Source organism: Arthrobacter sp. N199823, from assembly GCF_002929705.1.
Taxonomy (GTDB): Bacteria; Actinomycetota; Actinomycetes; order Actinomycetales; family Micrococcaceae; genus Specibacter.
This window is the reverse complement of record NZ_PJIN01000004.1, coordinates 188,736-208,845: the sequence shown is the minus strand read 5'-3', so window position 1 is coordinate 208,845 and position 20,110 is coordinate 188,736. Positions and strand designations below refer to the sequence as shown.

Annotated in this window: 13 protein-coding genes and 1 pseudogene; 6 read left to right on the top strand and 8 right to left on the bottom strand. The window is 60.1% G+C overall.

All coding sequences use genetic code 11. The annotated features are described in order from the left end of the window. The first annotated feature begins 110 nt into the window (after positions 1 to 110). Together CXQ93_RS11185 and CXQ93_RS11180 are read left to right on the top strand one after the other, a co-directional pair. Positions 111 to 1,172 (top strand): biotin/lipoate A/B protein ligase family protein, encoded by a 1,062-nt coding sequence (locus CXQ93_RS11185; RefSeq protein WP_104110498.1) that lies wholly within the window; start codon positions 111 to 113, stop codon positions 1,170 to 1,172. Next, complete coding sequence (locus CXQ93_RS11180; RefSeq protein WP_104110497.1) at positions 1,151 to 2,242, top strand: tellurite resistance/C4-dicarboxylate transporter family protein; 1,092 nt, start codon at positions 1,151 to 1,153, stop codon at positions 2,240 to 2,242. Before CXQ93_RS11185 ends, CXQ93_RS11180 begins: the two co-directional genes overlap by 22 nt. Here CXQ93_RS11180 and CXQ93_RS11175 read toward each other — a convergent pair. The 5 genes and pseudogenes from CXQ93_RS11175 to glgC all read right to left on the bottom strand — a co-directional run. Next, a complete protein-coding gene (locus CXQ93_RS11175; protein ID WP_104110496.1) occupies positions 2,239 to 3,255 on the bottom strand; it encodes a VOC family protein in 1,017 nt (338 codons plus the stop codon). The genes CXQ93_RS11180 and CXQ93_RS11175 overlap by 4 nt on opposite strands. A 47-nt stretch (positions 3,256 to 3,302) precedes the next feature. Next, positions 3,303 to 5,963 (bottom strand): aminopeptidase N, encoded by a 2,661-nt coding sequence (gene pepN, locus CXQ93_RS11170; protein ID WP_104110495.1) that lies wholly within the window; start codon positions 5,961 to 5,963, stop codon positions 3,303 to 3,305. Between the two features lie 36 nt (positions 5,964 to 5,999). Further along, the gene (locus tag CXQ93_RS11165; protein ID WP_258068867.1) at positions 6,000 to 7,034 is read right to left on the bottom strand and encodes a YeiH family protein; all 1,035 of its coding nucleotides are present in this window, start codon (positions 7,032 to 7,034) and stop codon (positions 6,000 to 6,002) included. Next, the gene (locus CXQ93_RS11160; RefSeq protein ID WP_104110494.1) at positions 7,028 to 8,467 is read right to left on the bottom strand and encodes an SDR family NAD(P)-dependent oxidoreductase; all 1,440 of its coding nucleotides are present in this window, start codon (positions 8,465 to 8,467) and stop codon (positions 7,028 to 7,030) included. The genes CXQ93_RS11165 and CXQ93_RS11160 overlap by 7 nt, the downstream gene beginning before the upstream one ends. A gap of 211 nt (positions 8,468 to 8,678) precedes the next feature. Then, positions 8,679 to 9,969 (bottom strand): annotated as a pseudogene (gene glgC / locus CXQ93_RS11155) (glucose-1-phosphate adenylyltransferase); the annotation flags it as partial. Between the two features lie 106 nt (positions 9,970 to 10,075). Here glgC and glgA point away from each other — a divergent pair. Further along, a complete protein-coding gene (gene glgA, locus CXQ93_RS11150) occupies positions 10,076 to 11,278 on the top strand; it encodes a glycogen synthase (protein ID WP_104110493.1) in 1,203 nt (400 codons plus the stop codon). A 119-nt stretch (positions 11,279 to 11,397) separates the two neighbouring features. Here the strand turns inward: glgA and CXQ93_RS11145 are convergent, their stop codons facing one another. Beyond that, positions 11,398 to 13,968 carry a DUF222 domain-containing protein gene (locus tag CXQ93_RS11145; RefSeq protein WP_104110492.1) on the bottom strand — a complete coding sequence of 857 codons (2,571 nt, stop codon included), beginning with the start codon at positions 13,966 to 13,968 and terminating at the stop codon, positions 11,398 to 11,400. A gap of 226 nt (positions 13,969 to 14,194) precedes the next feature. Here CXQ93_RS11145 and CXQ93_RS11140 point away from each other — a divergent pair, with 226 nt between their 5' ends. Continuing rightward, entirely contained in the window at positions 14,195 to 14,857 is a 663-nt protein-coding gene (locus CXQ93_RS11140) for a DUF6318 family protein (protein WP_104110491.1), read from the top strand. A 2-nt stretch (positions 14,858 to 14,859) separates the two neighbouring features. Next, a complete protein-coding gene (locus CXQ93_RS21100; RefSeq protein ID WP_258068865.1) occupies positions 14,860 to 15,759 on the top strand; it encodes a hypothetical protein in 900 nt (299 codons plus the stop codon). A gap of 81 nt (positions 15,760 to 15,840) precedes the next feature. On the opposite strand, the gene CXQ93_RS11130 is transcribed toward CXQ93_RS21100, so the two are convergent. Further along, positions 15,841 to 17,916 carry an acyl-CoA dehydrogenase gene (locus CXQ93_RS11130; RefSeq protein ID WP_104110490.1) on the bottom strand — a complete coding sequence of 692 codons (2,076 nt, stop codon included), beginning with the start codon at positions 17,914 to 17,916 and terminating at the stop codon, positions 15,841 to 15,843. Next, on the bottom strand, positions 17,913 to 18,644 hold the full coding sequence (locus tag CXQ93_RS11125) for a TetR/AcrR family transcriptional regulator (RefSeq protein ID WP_374953399.1): 732 nt from the start codon (positions 18,642 to 18,644) through the stop codon (positions 17,913 to 17,915). The genes CXQ93_RS11130 and CXQ93_RS11125 overlap by 4 nt, the downstream gene beginning before the upstream one ends. Before the next feature lie 63 nt (positions 18,645 to 18,707). Here CXQ93_RS11125 and CXQ93_RS11120 point away from each other — a divergent pair, with 63 nt between their 5' ends. Further along, on the top strand, positions 18,708 to 20,108 hold the full coding sequence (locus CXQ93_RS11120) for an acetyl-CoA C-acetyltransferase (RefSeq protein WP_104110488.1): 1,401 nt from the start codon (positions 18,708 to 18,710) through the stop codon (positions 20,106 to 20,108). The last annotated feature ends 2 nt before the right edge of the window (positions 20,109 to 20,110 follow it).

Below are 20,110 nucleotides of genomic sequence, written 5' to 3'. Positions count from 1 at the left end.
GCCCGCGGCGAGTTTTCTGGGGTGGGGGAGGACTGTGTTTTTGGGCCCACGGGTCCGAGGGGCCCGCGGCGAGTTTGCGAGCTGTGGGAGGACCCGGGGATGATGTAGCTATGGCTTCTGAATTGCATGGTGAATATAAGGTCCACGGCGGCAAGCTGGTGGTGGTCGATTGCTCTGTCACGGACGGGTTGCTTCATGATGTGCATGTCAGTGGTGATTTCTTCCTGGAGCCCGACGAGGCGCTCGATGACATTAATGCGGCACTGAACGGACTGTCCGCCAATCTGCCAGCTGAGGGAATGGCAGATGCCATCACGGCTGCTTTGCCGCAGGACGCTGTGTTGTTTGGTTTCTCCGCGCAGGCGGTGGCCATTACCGTCCGCCGCGCCCTGACCAAGGCCAGCAGCTGGATTGACCACAAGTGGGACATCATTGCCCCGATAGTGCTGCCCACAGCCCTCAACGTGGCCCTGGATGAGGTCCTCGTGGAAGAAGTTGGAGCAGGGCGCCGGAACCCCACCCTGCGTTTTTGGGACTGGGACGAGCCGTCTGTGGTCATCGGTAGCTTCCAGTCAGTCCGCAACGAACTCGAGCCGGCCGGCGTCGAAAAGTATGGCATCAAGGTGGTGCGCCGGGTGACTGGTGGCGGTGCCATGTTCATGGAGGCAGGCAACTGCATTACTTACTCCTTGTATGTGCCGCAGACGTTGGTGGACGGGCTGAACTTTGAGGACTCCTACAAATTCCTTGATACCTGGGTCCTGGCAGCTCTGGAGTCCATGGGTATTGAGGCGTTCTACATTCCACTCAATGACATTGCCACGGACAAGGGAAAGATTGGCGGGGCAGCCCAAAAGCGTCTAAGCAATGGCGCCATGGTGCACCACGTGACCATGAGCTACGACATTGACGCCGACAAAATGGTTGAAGTGCTCCGCATCGGCAAGGAAAAGCTCTCGGATAAGGGCACACGTTCGGCGAAGAAGCGCGTGGATCCGCTACGACGGCAAAGCGGCATGAGCCGGCAGGAAATATTGGACCGCATGTCTGACACGTTTGCCGCCCGCTATGACGCGCATATGGCGACACTTACCGAGGCTGAACTGGCTGAGGCGCAGCGACGGGTTGAATCGAAGTTTGGCACGGAAGAATGGCTTCACCGCGTGCCATGAAGCCCATAGCCTACGCCACATCACGCATCAGGAAGGGCTGGCCCAACCAGCCGCCGGCTTCCTTTGCTTTTGTTATGGCCACGGGCATTGTTTCCGCAGCGCTCTTTGACGCCGGCTGGACCCGGTCTTCGTGGGCTCTGCTGTGGATTGCTGTCGCCGGCCTGGTGGTGCTGATGGTGGGGTTACTGGGCCGGCTGGTGGTCCACACTCCCCACGTCGTGGCTGATTTCCGCAACCCCCACAAGGGCTTTGGTTATCTCACCATGGTGGCGGCCATCAACGTGGTGGGCATTGGCTTCCACCCGGTGGCACCATTCCTCACATGGATTATGGCAGCCATGAGCATTCCGCTATGGCTGTTTTTGGCCTACGGCGTTCCGCTGTCAATGATGCTGCGCGCCGAAATTGGCGAGACGCGCAGGCCGCGGCTCTTGCCGGTGGACGGGACCTGGTTTCTGTGGGTGGTGTCCACTCAATCCCTGTCGATGGCTGCAGCATCACTCGCCACCGGAGGCAGCCAAATGCGCCTGCTTAGCGATGCTGCGGTGGCTTTCTGGGGCATTGGCATCATGCTCTACCTGACTCTGACTACGTTGGTCATGCTGCGTCTGCTTACTGGCGGCGAAAACCAAGGTGGTATCGTGCCCACAAACTGGATTTTCATGGGGGCCACCGCCATCACCGTCCTTGCCGGGTCTATGATCCTTCACCTGCCCGGCGATGTTCCGGTGCTTCATCTGGCTGGCCCTACCGTGGGTGGCATCAGCTATTTACTGTGGGCTTTTGGAATGTGGTGGGTTCCGCTATTAGTGGCCTTTGGTTTCTGGCGACACGTGGTGCGGCGCGAACCCCTCAACTACTCAACCTCCCTGTGGTCGGTGGTGTTCCCGCTGGGCATGTTTGCCGTGGCGACCTACAGGTTCGGCACCGAAAATCAGATGCCGCTCGTGGCTTGGGTGGGTCATGTGGCCACCTGGGTGGCCGTGGCAGCCTGGTTGGCAGTCCTTTTGGGAATGGCCTATACCTTGGTGCGATGGGTCTTGCGAGCAGCCCAACGCCCGAGCTCCTAGGCGAGCAGCCGCACCGTATTTCCCCAGGGATCATTGACAGTGATGAGGGAAGCATCCTGCGTGAAAGTGAGCCCGGCATCGCTCAAGCGCTGTGCCACGGCCAGCAATGCAGCCTCGTCTCCGAGATGAACGGTGAAGCTGCCCAAGCCCGAGGTCGCGGGGCGAGGCGCGGCACCGGCACTGTTCCAGGTATTTGTTGCCAGGTGGTGGTGATATCCGCCAGCCGCGTAGAACAGTGCACCGTCAGCCTCGGCGGTGACGGCGAAGCCAAGCGTGTCGGCGTAGAACGTGCGGGCCTGCTGCAGATCTCCGACGCGCAGGTGTACGTGGCCGACGGTTGCCGCTGCCTTGGCGGCAGCTTTACCTAGGTGTTCATTGAGGAAGGCGTTTGGGTCCAGCGCCGCTGAGCCCATCTGGACCAGTCCGTCTTTCCAGACCCACTCATCTTTGGGAGTGTCGGCATAAAGTTCTAAGCCATTGCCGTCCGGATCCGAGAAGTAGAACGCCAGGCTCACTGCATGGTTCGCACTGCCAGCATAGCTCTGCGGAGCTTCGGTCACCACGTTCAGTAGTGTCTGAGCGAGGGATTGTTCGTTGGGGTAGAGGATCGCCGAATGGTATAGCCCGGCCGCCGTGGGCGCATCCGCGGCAAGATCGACCGCGCGGGTGATTGACAGTAGCTCCACCCCCTTGCTGCCCAGGCTGAGGTGCTCGGCGGATTCTCCGAACACCTCAAGACCCACAGCACCCACATAAAACTCCCGCATGGGAGCCAGTGCTGCGGTGCGCAACTCGATGGCGCCCATGTGGGTGCGCGCAGGCAGGGCAGCCACCGTTGCCCCAGTAGCCGCGCTGCCTTTTGCAACCCCCGTGGGGGTATCCGAGGAAGCAGCTTTCACGCCCCACCAAATCCCAGCCCCGGCGAGAACCAGTATCAAGGCTGAAGCAAGGGCAATAAACAAGGTCCGGTGCGGCTTTGGGTACAGGGGTGCAGTATTTTTTGGGGAGGCCATACTTCATGCCAACTAGTTGAAGCGACAACTTATTCCGGTGGCTGGCCTTACGCCCCAGACGGTGCACTCCCGGCCTGTGCCCGCAACGTCCGCAGCAGGTGATCGCGCTGCTCAATCAGCATGCGGCGCAGACCCCTGGCTGAGTCCGGGTGCTCGGCTAGCCACTGGTCCGTGCGGTGCACCACCGGATGGTGCTCGGGTTCGAGCCCGGCCAGCAGATCCTGGTGCGCCGGGAACAGTCCGCGGACAATACGCCCGGCAATTTCCAGGCTACGCGAGTTCCAGATCGGCTCAATGGCTTCGAAATAGCGCTCGGTATATGGTGCCAGCAGTTCCTGGCTGCCCACCATGAACCCGGCGATCGTGGCGCTGAGCAACTGGTTGCTCAGATCGCTCTGCTCCACCGCTTCGGCCCAGCGCTGCTGCTTCAATGCGGGCTCAGGCAGGGCTGCCACAGCCGTGCAGTGGTTTGCGCGGTGCTCGGCCGTGGTGTCGGCCGCCAACTCGGCATCGAGGTCGGCAATAGTAGCTGCCCCGCGTGCGGCCAGCTGCTGCCACAACAGCCAACGCAGGCTCCCATCCACCACGAGCCCATCCGGCACGTGGCTACCTGCCAGTAGTTCCCGGCTCCGGGCGTTCACGGCGTCGCTGCCTCTACCCAAGAGGGCCAGGGTACGTGCCCAGACCAGTTGTTCGTCGCTGCCCGGCTCTGCCTGGCGGAGATGATGTTCGACGCCGGCCAGCAACAGATCCGCCGTAGCGGCCCGGTCCGCGGCGGGGCAGTAGTGGGTCAAGGCGTGCAGGGCATTATCCGCCAATGTCTGCAGCAAGCTGGTGTCAGCTTCGCCGCCGGCGTGGGCCGCCACGGTGCGCAGGTAAACGGTTGCGGGGAGCATGCCATCACGCGTAGCGTTCCACAACGCGGACCACACCAGGCTGCGAGATAGTGGATCAACAATGCGGCCAACGCTCGCCAGTGCCGTGCTCATGGACCCGGCATCCAGACGAACCTTGGCGTAGCTGAGATCTTGGTCGTTGACCAGAACTAGATCGGGGATGGGTGAGCCCACTGCCTCGGCCACGACCGTCTCTTGCCCAACCACATCCACAGTAAACGATTGGCTCTTGACCAAGGCTCCGGCGTCGTACGTGAAGAAGCCGATCCCCAAGCGGTGCGGGCGCAGAGCCGTGCTGCCGGTGACAGGATCCAGGGACGAATGCTTGATCGTCAAGGAGGAGACCGCGCCCTTGTCAATGTCCAGATCCGGCAGCAGCGTCGACATGCCGGAGGTACCCAGCCACTGGCCGGCCCAGGCCTCGAGGTTGCGCCCCGTTGCCTTGCTCAGCGGTTCCAGCAGATCGTTCAACGAGGTATTGGAGAATTCGTGGTTCCGGAAGTACTCCCGGGAGCCGGCGATGAACGCATCCTTGCCAACATAGGCCACCAACTGTTTGAGCACGGAGGCGCCCTTGGCGTAGGTGATGCCGTCAAAGTTGGCCTTGGCCGCCTCCAGATCGGGGATATCGGCAACGATCGGGTGCGTGGTGGGCAACTGATCCTGCGTGTAAGCCCACGCCTTGCGGCGACTGGCGAACATGGTCCAGGACTTTTCGCCCCACTCGGTGGCTTCGGCCACGGCCAGATGGCCCATGAAGTCGGCGAAGGACTCCTTCAGCCAGAGATCGTCCCACCAGCCCATGGTGACCAGATCGCCAAACCACATGTGCGCCATCTCGTGCATGATGGTGTTGGCGCGCTGCTGGTAAGCGGTATCCGTGGCTCGGGAGGCGTGCAAATAGGCCTCGGTGAAGGTCACCAGGCCCGGATTCTCCATGGCGCCCAGGTTGTATTCGGGCACAAACGCCTGATCATACTTGCCGAACGGATAGGGGTAGTCGAAGAGCTCGTTGAAGTACGCAAGCCCGGCCTTGGTGACCTTGAAGATCTCATCGGCGTCAAAATGCGGTGCTAGCGATGCCCGGCAATAAGCGGCCAAGGGGATCGCCAGCTCCTGCCCTGCGTGATTGCCATCGGCACTAAAGACCATGGAGAAGTGCTCTTCGGCTTTGAAATAAGGTCCGGCCAATACCGTGGTGATGTACGTGGAGATCGGCAAAGTGGGGGCGAAGTTCCAGCGGGTGAGTTCGGTACCGGCAAGCTCAGACTGGCGGGATACCGGCTCCTTGGATACGACCGACTGGTTGGAGGCCACAGTCCAGTGGGCCGGGGCATTCACGTGGAAGGTGAAGGGTGCTTTGAGGTCTGGCTGCTCAAAGTTCGCGAAGACGCGACGGGCGTCGGCAGGCTCGTATTGGGTATACGTGTAGGTCTTGCCGTCCGCGGGATCCACGAATCGGTGCAGGCCCTCGCCACTGGTGGAATAGGCGGCCGTGGCAGTGACAACAACGGTGTTCTGCGCAGCCAGGCCGGGCAGGTGAATCCGTGCACCATCCACTACCTCCGCAATATCCAGCGGCTGTCCATTGAGGACCACAGATTCAACGCTCAGACCCATAAAATCCAGGAACGTTTGCTCCGAGCCGGGTACGGATCGATCCGCGGCGAAGACGATGGTGGTGTGGCTAGCGAAACCGGGAACTGCCGGATCCTCGGCCCCGCTCAGATCGAGATCTACGTCGTAGCTGTGGACCGTGAGGAACGATTTGCGAGTGGCAGCTTCGCTGCGAGAAAGATTGAAATTTGGCACCCTTTGATTCAATCATGCACTGGCAGCAAAAGCAGATCAGGGGGTCATGAGATGCACGGCGCCCAGGGCCAGCGAGGCGATGAGTACCCAAGCACACATGGCCATGATGGTGGCGCGGAGACCGGTCTGCAGAAGCTCCCGGACGTGTACGCTGGAACCCAGACCAAAGAGCGCAGCGCCGAGGGCAATATCCTGCGCCAGGGCACCGCCTTCAATGGCCAGTTCCGGCAGCCAGCCCGTACTGCGCAGGGCAGCCAGAAGCAAGAATCCCACCACGAACAGGGGGATGATCGGCGGAAACTTGCCTGTACTGGCTAGATTCTTATGGCGGCGCCGCTCCATGGCTCCGGCGACACCAACAATTGGAGCCAGCAGCACCACACGCGTCAACTTAATGACCACGGCTGCACTGAGCGCAACACTTCCGGCGGTTTGTGCCGTCGCCACTACCTGCCCTACATCGTGTACGCCCGCGCCTACCCACTGACCAAACTGCAGGGGAGATAGGCCCAGTGGGTGCATGAGAAGCGGAAGCGCGCCAATGGCAAGCGTCCCGCACAGGGTCACGAGAGCCACGGGAAGTACCGTGTCCTCGTGTTTGGTGCCCTTGACGGCAGCCATGGCTCCAATGGCCGAGGCGCCACAAATTGAAAAGCCGGTGGCAATCAGCAGTGACGTTTCGCTCTCGAGTCGGAACAGCTTGCCCAGGGCGTAAGTGCCGGCAAAACTCAGCAGGACCACTGCCACCACCAGGGCCACGCTGGTCCAGCCCAGCTCCATAATGTCGCCAAGACTGAGCTTGAGACCGAGAAAAACGATGCCAACGCGCATCAAGTGTTTCCCAGCAAAGTTCAGCCCCGCACGCCACGGGCCTTGACACCAACCCGAGGAACCGGGCAAGTTAACGGCAGCAATGCCCAGAACGACGGCGACAGTCATGGCAGGCAACATCGGCACCAGGGCATGGACCAAAAGGGAAACGGCTACCGCCGCGAATGCGGCCGCCAGTCCCGGTCCCAAGGTCCGCAGCGTAGATGCGAAAGCCGGCCCGCCGCCGTCGTGCTTCACCACGGGCTGGGTTTGTAGTCCTTCAGGAAGACCCCGTACTGGTCCTCGCCGGATTCACCCATGACGATGGGATCGTAGACGCGCGCGGCGCCGTCCACCAGGTCCAGGGGAGCATGGAAGCCCTCCTCAGCCAGACGCACCTTGGTGAAGTGCGGGCGTTCATCGGTGATCCATCCGGTGTCGACGGCTGTCATGAGGATGCCGTCGGTCTCGAGCATCTCCTTGGCGCTGGTGCGGGTCAGCATGTTCAGCGCGGCCTTGGCCATGTTGGTGTGCGGGTGCCCGGGGCCCTTATAGGCGCGGGAGAACTGACCCTCCATGGCGGAGACGTTCACAATGTACTTGCGCTCAGCTGTGGACGCCTGCAGGGCAGGGCGAAGACGGGAAACGAGTAGGAACGGAGCCGTGACATTGCAGAGCTGAACTTCAAGCATCTCCAGCGGATCCACCTGATCAATCACCTGGGTCCAGCTGTTGAGAGCTGCCACATCGGGAACCAGACCACCAGCATCAATGGCGGTGCCTGCTTCAATGCGCTCCAAGGACGCCGATCCCATGGAAAGGGCGAGTGCGGCGATTTCGTTGCCACCCATCTGGGGGTGTTCCATCATTTGCGTGGCCAAGGCTAGCGGGTGCTTATCGTGAGCGTGACCAAAGGTGACCAACTCAGGCATGGGCGAGTCCGTGGGCAGCTCTTCCAGCTCAGCATCAACCAGTGGCTTGTAAGCGTTGCCGGAACGACGCACTGTCTGGGCGGCGTTGTTGATGATGATGTCCAGCGGACCGGCTGCAATCAGGGAGTCCGTCAAAGACACAACCTGGGTGGGATCACGCAGATCGATGCCAACTACGCGGAGTCGGTGGAGCCATTCACTGCTGTCCTCCATCGCGGCGAAGCGACGTGCCGCATCCTTGGGAAAGCGTGTGGTGATGGTGGTGTGTGCGCCGTCGCGAAGCAGACGCAGGGCAATGTACATGCCGATCTTTGCCCGGCCACCGGTCAGCAGCGCTCGCTTTCCACTGAGGTCCGTGCGCGCATCGCGCTTGGAATGGTTAAACGCAGCGCAGTCGGGGCACAGCTGGTGGTAGAACGCATCCACCTGCGTGTAGTGCTGCTTGCAGATGTAACACGGACGGGAACGTTGCAGCGTTCCCGCCGTGTCACCTGTCGTTGAGGGTTTGAGCTTGTTCCCCCGCGTCTCGTCGTCAATACGGTCCGGTGCCGCCGTGGCGGTCAACGCAATAACGGCCTTGTCGGCATCGTTGATGGCATCACGCTTGACGTTGCGACGGTACCGCTTGACAGCTTTGAACATCTTTCCTGTGGCCCGGCGAACCAGGACATAGTCGGGATGTTCTTCGTCGTAGACATGGATGTTCTCCAAAACCTTGAGACAATTTTGGATTTCTTCAGGGGTTAGATCGGGGGCGCTCACCCAACAATGTTAGCCTCTTTACCGTCACCGACTGACCCGCTGGTGGCAGAGCCGCTGGGGCTCTGCCCGTTGGGGACCGAGTCGCTGGTCGCCGAGCCGCTGGGGACCGAGCTAATAGCCGAGATCTGATTCTCCACAACCTTGTCAACCGTCTCCTTGGCTACCTTGCCTAAACCAATGGCCAATTCGAGCGCCTCGGGGATCTCCGCAGCTGCTGCTAGGGCAAGCTCCTTTTCACGGGCATCCGGCGGCGAAACGATCTGGCCCTTGCTCAAAACCGTCAGGCCTGACTCGGTGATGGTGAAACCGCGTGCCCTGTCCAGCTCCGGATCCACACCAATCGTGGCACCGGCCGGTATTTTGACGTTCTTATCGATGATGGCGCGGCGTACTACGGCTCCTGCCCCAACAGAGACCTTGTCCATGAGGACAGAATTCTGAACGCGGGCACCTGCGGCAACGTAAACGTCGTTGGAGAGCACAGAACTCTCCACAACGCCGCCCGAGACCACGACGCCGGGGGCGACGATGGAATCAAGCGCGGTCCCTACCGAGTTGTGCTCTCCACGGACAAACTTTGCTGGCGGCGAGGTGGTGTTTCGTGTGAAAATCGGCCAGGCCCGGTTGTACAGGTTGAAGATCGGAACAGGCGAGATCAGATCCATATGAGCGTCGTAGTAGGAATCGATGGTTCCCACATCACGCCAGTAGTTGCGATCCCGGTCGTTAGCATCCGGGATGTCGTTCGTGGAGAAGTCGTAAACAAACGCTTCGTCACGGCTGACGAAGTAGGGGATGATGTCCCCGCCCATGTCATTCTTGGTGTCTTCCTTGACGGAATCTTGCTCCAGGGCTTCAACCAGGGCGTCAGCATCGAAGACATAGTTACCCATGGAAGCCAAGAACTGGTCGGGTGCATCGGGCAGGCCGGGAGTTGATTCAGGTTTCTCAACGAACGCAGAAATCTTGTGGGCGCCGATCGCACCGTCAATCACTGCCTCATCAATCTCGATGACACCAAATTGGTCAGCGAGCTCCAGTGGTTGGCGAACCGCGGCAACAGTGGCGCGGGCACCGGAGGCAATATGGCTTTGTACCATCTGTTCAAAATCCATGCGGTAAACGTGATCGGCACCGACCACAACCACAATGTCAGGCTCGGCATCGCCGATCAGGTTCAGAGACTGGTAGATGGCGTTGGCGCTGCCCAGGAACCAGCTCTTGCCGCGGCGCTGCTGTGCCGGCACCGAGGCAACGTAGTTACCCAATTGCGTGGACATGCGCCATGTTTCTGAAATGTGACGGTCCAGGCTGTGGGATTTGTATTGCGTCAACACCACAATTTTGAAATAACCCGAATTCGCCAAGTTAGACAAAGCGAAATCGACCAAACGGAATCCGGCGAAAGGAACCGCCGGTTTTGCGCGGTCTGCTGTCAAGGGCATCAATCTTTTACCCTCACCGCCTGCTAACACGATCGCCAGAACTTTCTTTACTGACATGATCCCAACCTCCGACAGCTTAAATGGTGCACCTTGCGATGACTTTGTATGAGTCATAACAACTTCACACTAGAACAAATGTGTCCCGACAGACTACCTTGAGAGTGTGCGTATCGACATTGTGACAAAAGAGTTTCCGCCCGAGATTTATGGAGGAGCTGGCGTGCATGTGGCCGAGCTCAGCCGTGTCTTGGCAGCTAAAGCAGATTTGCATGTACATGCCTTTGGGAAGGAACGGGAGAATGATTTTCATGGCGCAAATGTGACGTCATATGAAAATCTCCCGGAGCTTTCAGAAGCTAATCCCGCCGTGCAGACATTGGGTGTGGATTTGCAGGTGGTTTCGGCCATCGCGGGATCAGATGTGGTTCATTCACATACTTGGTACGCGAACATGGCTGGCCATATCGCCTCGTTGCTCCACGGCATACCGCATGTGCTCAGCGCTCACAGCCTGGAGCCCCTGCGCCCTTGGAAGGCCGAACAGCTAGGTGGCGGCTACGCGGTTTCTTCATGGGTTGAAAAGACCGCATATGAAGCTGCTGCCGCGATTATTGCCGTCTCGGACGGAATGCGCCAAGACATCCTGCGCAGCTACCCCGACGTTGATCCGGCCAAGGTTAAGGTCATTCACAACGGCATTGACGTTGAGGCATGGCAGCGGGATGAGAAGGACGACGTCGTCCGTTCGCTAGGCATTGATCCGGACCGTCCCAGCGTGGTGTGGGTAGGTCGCGTAACGCGCCAGAAGGGTGTGCCTTACCTTTTGAAGGCGGCCGCGGCGTTGCCTCCCGAGGTGCAGCTGGTGTTGTGCGCCGGTGCCGCGGACACTCCTGCACTCGGTGCTGAAGTTAATGAGCTCATTGAAAGTTTGAAGGCCCAGCGCGACGGTGTCATTGTCATCGAACGCATGCTGCCCCGGGCTGAGCTGATTCAGGTCCTCAGCCATGCAACAGTGTTTGCTTGCCCGTCCATCTACGAGCCTCTGGGCATTGTGAACTTGGAAGCCATGGCGTGCGGCGCTGCTGTGGTTGCCAGTGCTACGGGTGGAATCCCTGAAGTTGTGGCCCATGGCGAGACCGGCCTGCTGGTTCCGCTCGAGCAGGTTGGCGACGGCACCGGGACCCCGTTGGACCCGGAGAAATTTGTTGCCGACTTTGCTGCAGCCATGATCGAAGTGGTCAACGATCCTTCCCGTGCACGTGCCATGGGGGAGAAGGGGCGCCAACGCGCCAAGGACCACTTCTCGTGGGAATCGATTGTTGAGCAAACGCTCGATGTCTACAAGAGCGTGCTTCCGCAAGCGTAGTTCTTGCTGACGTTGTCCAGGCGGTCATTCTGAGTCAGGTAAAGAGAGAGGCCCCGATCCTACGATCGGGGCCTCTCTCTTTAGGTTGTACAAGTTAGGTTGTACAAGGTTCGGCATGGTCACGGTTTTCTGGCGAGTCCGTGGTGGAAGTGGTTGCGGATTTTGGTTTGGGTGGGGTCGATGGTCCATGGCGGGGTGTACCAGGGACTGCCGTTGATGAGGGTTAGTTCCCAGCCGCTGTGGTGAAGCAGCGTGTGGTGGTGTTCGCAGACAAGCGCTGCATTGTTGAGATTGGTTTCTCCGCCTTCTTGCCAGGGGATTATGTGGTGGGCTTCGCACCAGGTGGCGGCGGCTCTGCAGTCGGGGAAGGAGCAGCCAAGGTCACGGGCGTATAGGAGTTTGCGTTGAGCGGGTGTGAAGAGGCGTTGGGTGCGGCCAGCATTGATGATGGTTTGTCCGTGCCCATAGACGAAGCGGGTGGTTTCGGGATCGCAGAGTGATTGGTCGAAGAGATGCAGCGGGACCGGACCACTCCGGGTGGTGAATGCGGTACCGGTGCCGTCGGTCCGGTGGAGGTCGTCTTCGCTGCAGCTGATGATGAGTTGGGTTTTCAGCCCGCCGTTGAGGGGGAGTTGACCGGTGCGGGCTGCGAGTTTCACGCAGGAGATCAGACCATCGAGGAGTTTCTGCCCATGGGTACGGGTATCTTTCACTGCCGGGTTGGTACTAGCAGGATCGATCGAGTCGAAGAGGTCAAATTCGACGTTTCTATTGCTTCCGTCAGTGTGTGCCATGAGTGTAGGCAGTTCGCCGCTCCCTGGAGCCGGGACGGTGATGCCGTTGACGAGGTGTGGCCAAGGTTCTGCACCATCTTCTCCAGTGTCGTCCATGTCGGGATCGTCGAGGCCGCGGCTGTCCCATCCAGAACCGAAACCATCCTCGGGGTCGGGGTCGGGGTCGGGGTCGGGGTCAGGGTCTGGAGAAGTGGCAGGATCAGGTTCCGGCTCGGGTGTGTCAGTCTTCGGCTCCGGCGTTGACGTGTCAGGCTCCCCACCCAGTTCAGTTTGGGGGTCGGGCTCACAAGCGGCGAAGTCATCTGTGGCGGGAATGGGGTTCCAACCCGTGGTGGTTGGTTTCGTGGTGAACCAGAACCAGGGATCGCCGGGATAGCAGGGTGGGATCGCGTTTTCGGGTGCTTCTGGAGGGCGGGGCGGAACTTCCCAAGGTTCTAGCCTGCGCCGCCATCCATTAACCAGCAAATCAGGCATGGAATGTGATGGTCCGGGCGCGGGTGCCTGCGGTTGGGCTGCTGGTTCTGGAGATTCAGGGGGCTCTTGGTCAATCTTTGGCGGTGGCGGTGCTGTTTCGGGCTGGCAGGTCGGCGGTTTGGTGGGGTATGGGCCTGGCTGTGCTGTCCCAAGGTCCTCGGGTTCCGAAGGTGCCCGTGACTGCAACTGTGATGGGACTTGGGGGTTGCGGGGTCGATCAGATTCAAAGTCCGATTGTGATTCCGATTCCGAGCGAGAGCTAGGGTCAGAGTCTGGAGCGGGGGCGTTTTCGTTACTGTCACTTCCGCCGGGTCCACCAGTATCGCTATCACCGATACCACTGCTACCGGTGCGTGTGCTGAAGAACGTTGTGGCATCGTGGAGCAGATCGATTAGGGAGGTTTGCCCGTCGCATTGAGGCCCGGTTCCAACACTGCTGCTGGTGCCACCCATGACGTTCTCGGCGCTGCCATCACCCGTCTGCTTGCAGTCATTGTCGTCGTCTGTATTAGGGGTGGCGTCAGCGCCCCGGTCAGGTCCATCGTTGGTGTCGTTGGTGTCGTTGGTGTCGTTGGTGTCGATGTTGAGGGTGTCGATGTTGGTGTGTTTGTTGGGGTTGGTGGTGAAGCCGATCCAGGCGATGAGTTGTTCGTACTGTTCGATGGTGCAGGCCCCGTGGATGGAGACCAGGCCACGGCGGGCTTGACGGAAGAAGAGGCCTTGTTTGGCTTTCAGGTCGGCGGTGCTGGGCTTATTGCCATCGGGGTCTAGGTTGGCCATGATTCGGTTGCCGAGGTGGCGTATTGAGTCGGGTCCTTGGGACGCGGCGGCGTTAACCAGAAATTCTTCGACTTCGGTGTTTTCTTCCTCGGTGATGCGTCCGTTGCCGGCCAGCCGAGTGGCTTCCTCCAAGTAGTGGGAGACGGTCAGGGCTCGTTCCTGAGACAGTGTCCCGTTGAATAACGCGTGGCTCAGGGCGGGGTGCGAAGTGGGGGCGATGGCTCCTGTGATGGTGTCGACGATAGGCAATACCTGCTTGGCAAGGCGGATCCTGCGGCTGGCCTCGGCAGCGCTGAGGTGCAGTGACTGCACCAGCAGTCCCACCGAATTTGTTGCCCCGGTTTCCGCGTACCTGCCGGCACCTGCGCGTTGGTCCTGATCACCCGCGGACTGTACAGCTAGGGCATGTCCGTAGCGCAGCAACTCCTCCACGTCCTGGGACCATTGACGACTCTCGCGATCGGACATGGCACCAACATCAACACCAAACGCGAACCCGGATTCCGGTGTATCGCTGCTAATACCAGCACCGTGGGCAGCCATTGCATGGACGAGGTTGAGGAGTTGGTGGACGTGGTCGCCAACCCGCAAAGCCTCTGGAATGGGAGCCGGTTCAACCGGCGTCCCTGCCGTTGTATCCATACATATATTCTAATTAGGCCCGCTGACATTCGAAAGATGCATCCACCGAATGGGGCATAAGCGAACACTTAAACCCCCCTGTGGAGGAAATAACGCCATCTTCCCTGTGGATGGGTGTGGATAACTTGGTGGCATGTTTTGCGAGTGCACTGTATTTTGGAACCAAGCCAGCCACAACGGTTTCAACGGGGAAACCGCTGCCACGCGGCAGACTTGGGGATAGGCGATGCGCCACACCACAGTTGAACAACATGGCAAGCACAGGGTCATACTGGCCCTTCTGATCGCAGGGGCCCTTGCTCTGGCAGGCTGCTCGTCACCGCCGAAGACCGCGGCGACGACTCCGCCCGTCTCAGCGCCTCCCACTAGCGAACCGGCTACTACGCCTGCACCGACCCCTTCCACTGCAGCCGTATACAAGCCAGCCACGGATAAGGGACCAGCTGAGAATGTCCCCGTCCCCGCACTCCCGGAGAAGGCCAAGGAGTTCAGTAAAGAGGGGTTTATCGCCTTCGCAGAATACTGGTACACCACCCTGAGTTATGTCTACGAAACCGGTGACTCGGATCCCATGATGGCCATCACTGACCCCGACTGTAAGACCTGTGCGTTCATAAACGACCCCATCGGGCAACTCTACGAGGGCGGCGGCTGGATTGTAGGCGGGCAGATGACGGTCATTCAATCCACGAGTCAATTCGTCGAGGCCATCGATGGCAGCTTTGAGGCAACGCTCATGGTGCAGCAGGCAAAAGTCGTTGCGTTCAAGGCAGACGGGAGCCGAGGGAGTGAACATCTGCAACAAGCTGCCAGAGCCAACACTGTTATTGCCAGTTATGTGGATGAAAAATGGCGGGCTCGCACGGCGGAACCCATTGGTGAGGGTTGACCATGGATAGCATTCCTTTTGGCAATGGATGTATCCTCCTTCCGTTGATTGTGGTCCAGGCGCTGTCCGTTGTGCCTTTGGCCGATATTGAAATCCCAAAATGGAATGATGCCAGTGTTGTTGTCGGGGGTAACGATGAGTCTGGCAACCAAGGCACTTCCGACGACCAGCCATCAACTGGCCCGGACGACAAATACATTTACCAGTCCCGTGTGGCGTGTACCGAGGGCGACCAAGCGATCTTCCCCACCTGTGCGACGGTCATGCCAGAATGCCTCGCCGGTGGCGAGGACGGAAAGCCCGGCACTGCCATCTATTGGTACGCATCATTAAAAGGTGCTGCATCTCCAGTTTGGGTGTTCCACTCCGGCCCCGTCTGCGTCTTTGGCGAGAAGCCGCGGGACCTGCTCGCGGAGATAGCCGGGCAGATCGCAAGTGAATTCCAGCGCTTGCCTATTGCCGCGGCAGAATTCGGCAGCCAGCCAGGCCCGCACACCCTCCGAGGCAAGGAAACCAACGTTTGGGCCAACGCCAGTACCCAAACGTTCAACCTCACCATGATTGGCCAAAAAGTCACCATCACGGCCACCCCAGTCGCCTACACCTGGAGCTACGGCGACGGCACTATTTGGGGGCCCACTCCCATACACGGGGCACCTCTGAACAAGGACCGAATCGGCGAACAGACTCAAACCAGCCACGTCTACACCGAAACCGGCCGTCTCACGATCGGCCTGATCACCCACTTCAACGGCACTTACACCGTCAACGGCGGACCCGAGCTACCTATCCCGGGCCAAGGCAACATCCCTTCCGCATCTCAACCGCTCACCGTCTGGCGCGCCGAAACCAATCTCTACGCTGACGACTGCATCGTCAACCCCAACGGCATCGGCTGCTGACCACCGGCTGCCAGCCCACCCAACCCTCAACAGACGACGGCGGCACCCAGGTTGGGTGCCGCCGTCGAACTTCCTGTGAAACTACTTCTTGGAAGCGGCCTTTGCCCGCTGAATCAGGACCTTTTCATCAATGGGGCCCTCGGAGCTGGCGCGGAGCTTGCGGTAGTAGTCGCGAGCCTCGTCCTGGCGCTCACGCTCAATGCCTGTGGCGATGGTGGCGCGCAGGTGTTCGGGTCCGTAGCCGAAGGCATCCACCAAATCCAGTGCGTGGGGACGCAGTTTGGCGAGCACGCGGTTGATGTACGGGGACATGGTGCGTGCCCGCTGCATGGAAATGCGGCCGTTCATCAAGTACCAGTCCAGGTGCTTTTCAATTAGGCCCAAGCCAAACAGATCCCGCAGGCGGGTCATGACGCGCTTGGTGCCGGGATCGGTAATCCGGTCCAGCGCTGCCGTGAACGCTTCCCACTGCAGCAATTCCGCATGTGCGCGGGCTGCCTCAATGAGGTCATTCTGGTTGTTGTTGAAAACTTCGGCGCCCTTGTCCTTGGGCAGCTTGGCAGCTTCCTTCAGAGCTGCGGCAACCTCAGCAACCATGGTCTGGACACGGTCGGCCAGCATCTGATGCTGCGTGTCTTGATCCTTCAGTGCCCTGGCGGATTTCTGGGCGGACCCGGTGTCGGCCACGAACTGGGCCACCTGGCGCAGGCCGGTCTTGTTGATGGTCAGATCGGCAGCTTGGTTGGCCACAAAGCGTGCCAGCACACCAAAGTCCAGGTTCCGGAATTCCTTGCCGTAATCGCCCAGCAGACGCTTGGCGACTAGCTGCAACAGCACCGTGTTGTCGCCTTCGAATGTAGCGTAAACATCAAGGTCTGCACGCAGAGACGTGAATCGGTTCTCCACCATGAAACCGGAACCGCCACAAGCCTCACGGCATTCCTGCAAGGTATCCAAGGCGTGCCAGGTACTCAGGGACTTAAGTGCGGCAGCCAGAGTTTCCAGGTCCTGACGGTCCTCATCGGTGTCGTGCGCGCCGGAGAAGACGTCGTCGAACTTCACCAGCAGTTCCTCATGCGCAAAGGCGGCTGCATAAGTGGTGGCCAACAGGGGTAGGAGCCGGCGCTGGTGACGCTGGTAATCCAACAGCACCACTTCCTCGGTATCCGAGGCGGCGTTGAATTGACGGCGCTCACTGGCATACTGAATGGCGATTTTCAGGGCGACCTTGGAGGCAGCCACTGCGGCGCCATCCAAGGAAACGCGGCCCTGAACCAACGTGCCGAGCATGGTGAAGAATCGTCGGCCGGGGCTGGCGATCGGTGAGCTGTAGCTGCCGTCAACGGCCACGTCACCGTAGCGGTTGAGCAGATTGGTGCGGGGGATGCGGACATTCTCGAAGGCCAGGCGGCCGTTGTCGATGCCGTTCAGTCCGCCCTTGATACTGTCATCGCGTCCCTGAATGCCGGGCAAAAATTCCTTCGTCTCAGGATCGCGAAGGTCTACGTAGAAGGCGTGAACGCCGTGGTTGACGCCCTTGGTGATGAGCTGGGCGAATACGACGGCTGCAAGGCCGTCCACGGCTGCGTTACCGATGTATTCCTTCCAGGCTGCACGGAATGGGGTATTGATGACGAATTCTTGTGACTGCTGATCGTAGGTGGCAGTGGTGGCGATCGATGCAACGTCGGAACCGTGACCAATCTCTGTCATGGCAAATGAACCGGGAATGTCCAGATTCATGATGCCGGGGAGCCACTTGTCCTGGTGTTCCTGATTGCCCAAGTGCAGCACGGCGGAGCCGAAGAGGCCCCACTGGACCCCTCCCTTGATCTGCAGGGATGGGTCAGCGATGACCAGCTCCTCGAAGCCGGCAACATTGCCGCCGTGATCGTCGCTGCCGCCAAGCCTTGTGGGAAAGGCGCGGTGTACGCCATTCTTGCCGACCAGAAGGCCGAGCTGCGCAAAAACCCGCTTGCGGTGCTCGGTGTGGCTCAGGCCCTCAACCTTATGCAGTTCCGGCAGGCCGGCCAACTTGCGCGCCTCCAGGCGGACATCGGCCCATCGGCCCAAGAGGACTTCACCCAACGCTGCGACGTCTACGGTGGCGTCGTCGTGGCTGGCTGTGTGAGACAGCGGGTTCATTGTGTCAATCATGATTTTCCTTCTGCTGCGGTTGCTGAACGGTCGGGGGTGGCGGGGGAGACAAACTGTCCCACGCCGTCGAATAGCCAGGCAGAAATCTGTCCGGCCATGGTGTTGAAATCTGGTTTGCTGGGATCTTCGGGGCTCCGGAGCCACAATTCGCCTGCCGTGCGAACCATGCCGATCGCCGCCTGGGGCCAGTAACCCACCAGAGGCGATTCCGGATCGCCCAGTAGGTGCCTCAGGGGCTCGGTGATCATGGCGGTGATGCTGTCGAAGAAGCTGCTCAATTCACCCGACTGGCGGGATTCGCCGTCGAACGGGAGCGTGGCAAAAAAGTACACATTCGGGGACGTTTGTGCCATCTGTAGGTACGCCGAGACCATCGCAGTGACGCCTTCGCGAGGATCAGTTGCCCCTTGCCGTGCGGCCGTCAGGGTGTCTTGCATCTGCCGGATGACCACTGAGCCCACTGCATTGCGCAGTCCTGACTTGTCGCCGAAGTAGCGGTAGAACACGGACTTGGACGTTCCGGCCGTGGCTGCGATCTCCTCCATGGAGGCGTCGGGACCCAGTCGATGGATGGCCCGGCGCGTTGCCTTGATCAATGCTCGACGCCGTTCCTCACGGTGGGCGTCCCATCGCACCGAACGCCCGTCGGTAGTGGGATCGGCCGCCTTCTCGGGGCCGGGCATTGGGGAGGGGGCCGACACTGCCGACCGATGCTGTAACGAGTTCACGATACTCAGCGTATCAGGTACGCTGGGTATCAGTAACAATCGGTGTTCCCGAAGGAGAGCTTCATGACGACCCCACAAGCAACAGCATCAGCTAACCAGCCAGCACGCGGCGCAACTGCCAGTGAAGACACTGCCAGCACAGGCAAAGTAGCGACCCCATTATTTGCTGCCCCGCGTAAGGCAGTCATTGTTGGTGGAAACCGGATTCCCTTCGCACGCTCCGGGGGTGCCTACGCTCACTCCTCCAATCAGGACATGCTGACCGCAGCGTTGGACGGGCTCGTGGCCCGATTTGGTCTGGCCGATGAAGAGATTGGTGAAGTTGCAGCAGGTGCAGTCTTGAAGCACTCTCGCGATTTCAACCTCACCCGTGAAGCAGTCCTCGGCTCTGCGCTCTCAGCAACCACCCCGGCCTACGATCTCCAGCAAGCATGCGCTACGGGCATGGAAGCGGTGATTGGTCTCTCCAACAAAATTAAGTTGGGTCAGATTGACTCCGCCATTGCCGGTGGTGTGGACTCTGCATCTGATGCACCTATTGCCGTCAGCGAAGGCTTGCGGGCCATTCTGCTTGATCTGAACCGGGCCAAGACCATGGGCCAGAAGGTAAAGATCATTAGCCGCATCCGCCCCAAGGATCTCTCACCGGATGCACCCTCAACTGGCGAGCCGCGCACGGGACTCTCCATGGGTGAGCACCAGGCGCTGACAACGGCCCAGTGGAATATCACCCGTCAGGCTCAGGATGAACTTGCTCTGGCCAGCCACAAGAACCTTGCGGCCGCCTACGATCACCACTTCTTCGATGACCTCATCACGCCGTTCCGCGGCCTGAACCGGGATTCGAACATGCGCGCCGACTCCAGCCTGGAGAAGCTCGCCAAGCTCAAGCCAGCGTTCGGCAAGTCACTCGGCGACGCCGCGACCATGACGGCCGGCAACTCCACGCCCCTTACCGATGGGGCTTCCACTGTGCTGTTGGCCTCCGAGGAATGGGCCGCCGCCCGCGACCTGCCCATCCTGGCCGACGTACTAGACGGCGAAGCCGCAGCCGTTGACTTTGTTCACGGCAAGGACGGGCTTCTCATGGCCCCGGCCTTTGCCGTCCCGCGTTTGCTGGCCCGTAACGGACTGACTCTGGCCGACATTGACTACTTTGAAATCCACGAGGCCTTTGCCGGCACCGTGCTCAGCACCCTCGCAGCGTGGGAAGACGAAGAATTCGGGCAAACCCGTCTTGGTTTGGACGGCGCCTTCGGTTCCATTGACCGCGCCAAACTCAACGTCAACGGTTCTTCCCTGGCAGCCGGTCACCCCTTCGCCGCCACCGGCGGACGCCTCGTTGCGTCACTGGCAAAGATGCTCCACGAACGCGGTCCGGTGGACGGCCGCCCGGCACGCGGCCTCATCTCTGTGTGCGCTGCCGGTGGCCAAGGCGTTGTCGCCATCCTGGAAGGCAGGTAGAA

What these genes read in the sequence shown, in the direction of transcription:
- CXQ93_RS11140 (WP_104110491.1), top strand. Translation starts at nt 14,195, where the DNA reads ATGCGCCACACCACAGTTGAACAACATGGCAAGCACAGGGTCATACTG.
- CXQ93_RS11175 (WP_104110496.1), bottom strand. Translation starts at nt 3,255, where the DNA reads ATGGCCTCCCCAAAAAATACTGCACCCCTGTACCCAAAGCCGCACCGG.
- CXQ93_RS11130 (WP_104110490.1), bottom strand. Translation starts at nt 17,916, where the DNA reads ATGATTGACACAATGAACCCGCTGTCTCACACAGCCAGCCACGACGAC.
- CXQ93_RS11145 (WP_104110492.1), bottom strand. Translation starts at nt 13,968, where the DNA reads ATGGATACAACGGCAGGGACGCCGGTTGAACCGGCTCCCATTCCAGAG.
- CXQ93_RS11120 (WP_104110488.1), top strand. Translation starts at nt 18,708, where the DNA reads ATGACGACCCCACAAGCAACAGCATCAGCTAACCAGCCAGCACGCGGC.
- CXQ93_RS11185 (WP_104110498.1), top strand. Translation starts at nt 111, where the DNA reads ATGGCTTCTGAATTGCATGGTGAATATAAGGTCCACGGCGGCAAGCTG.
- CXQ93_RS21100 (WP_258068865.1), top strand. Translation starts at nt 14,860, where the DNA reads ATGGATAGCATTCCTTTTGGCAATGGATGTATCCTCCTTCCGTTGATT.
- CXQ93_RS11180 (WP_104110497.1), top strand. Translation starts at nt 1,151, where the DNA reads ATGGCTTCACCGCGTGCCATGAAGCCCATAGCCTACGCCACATCACGC.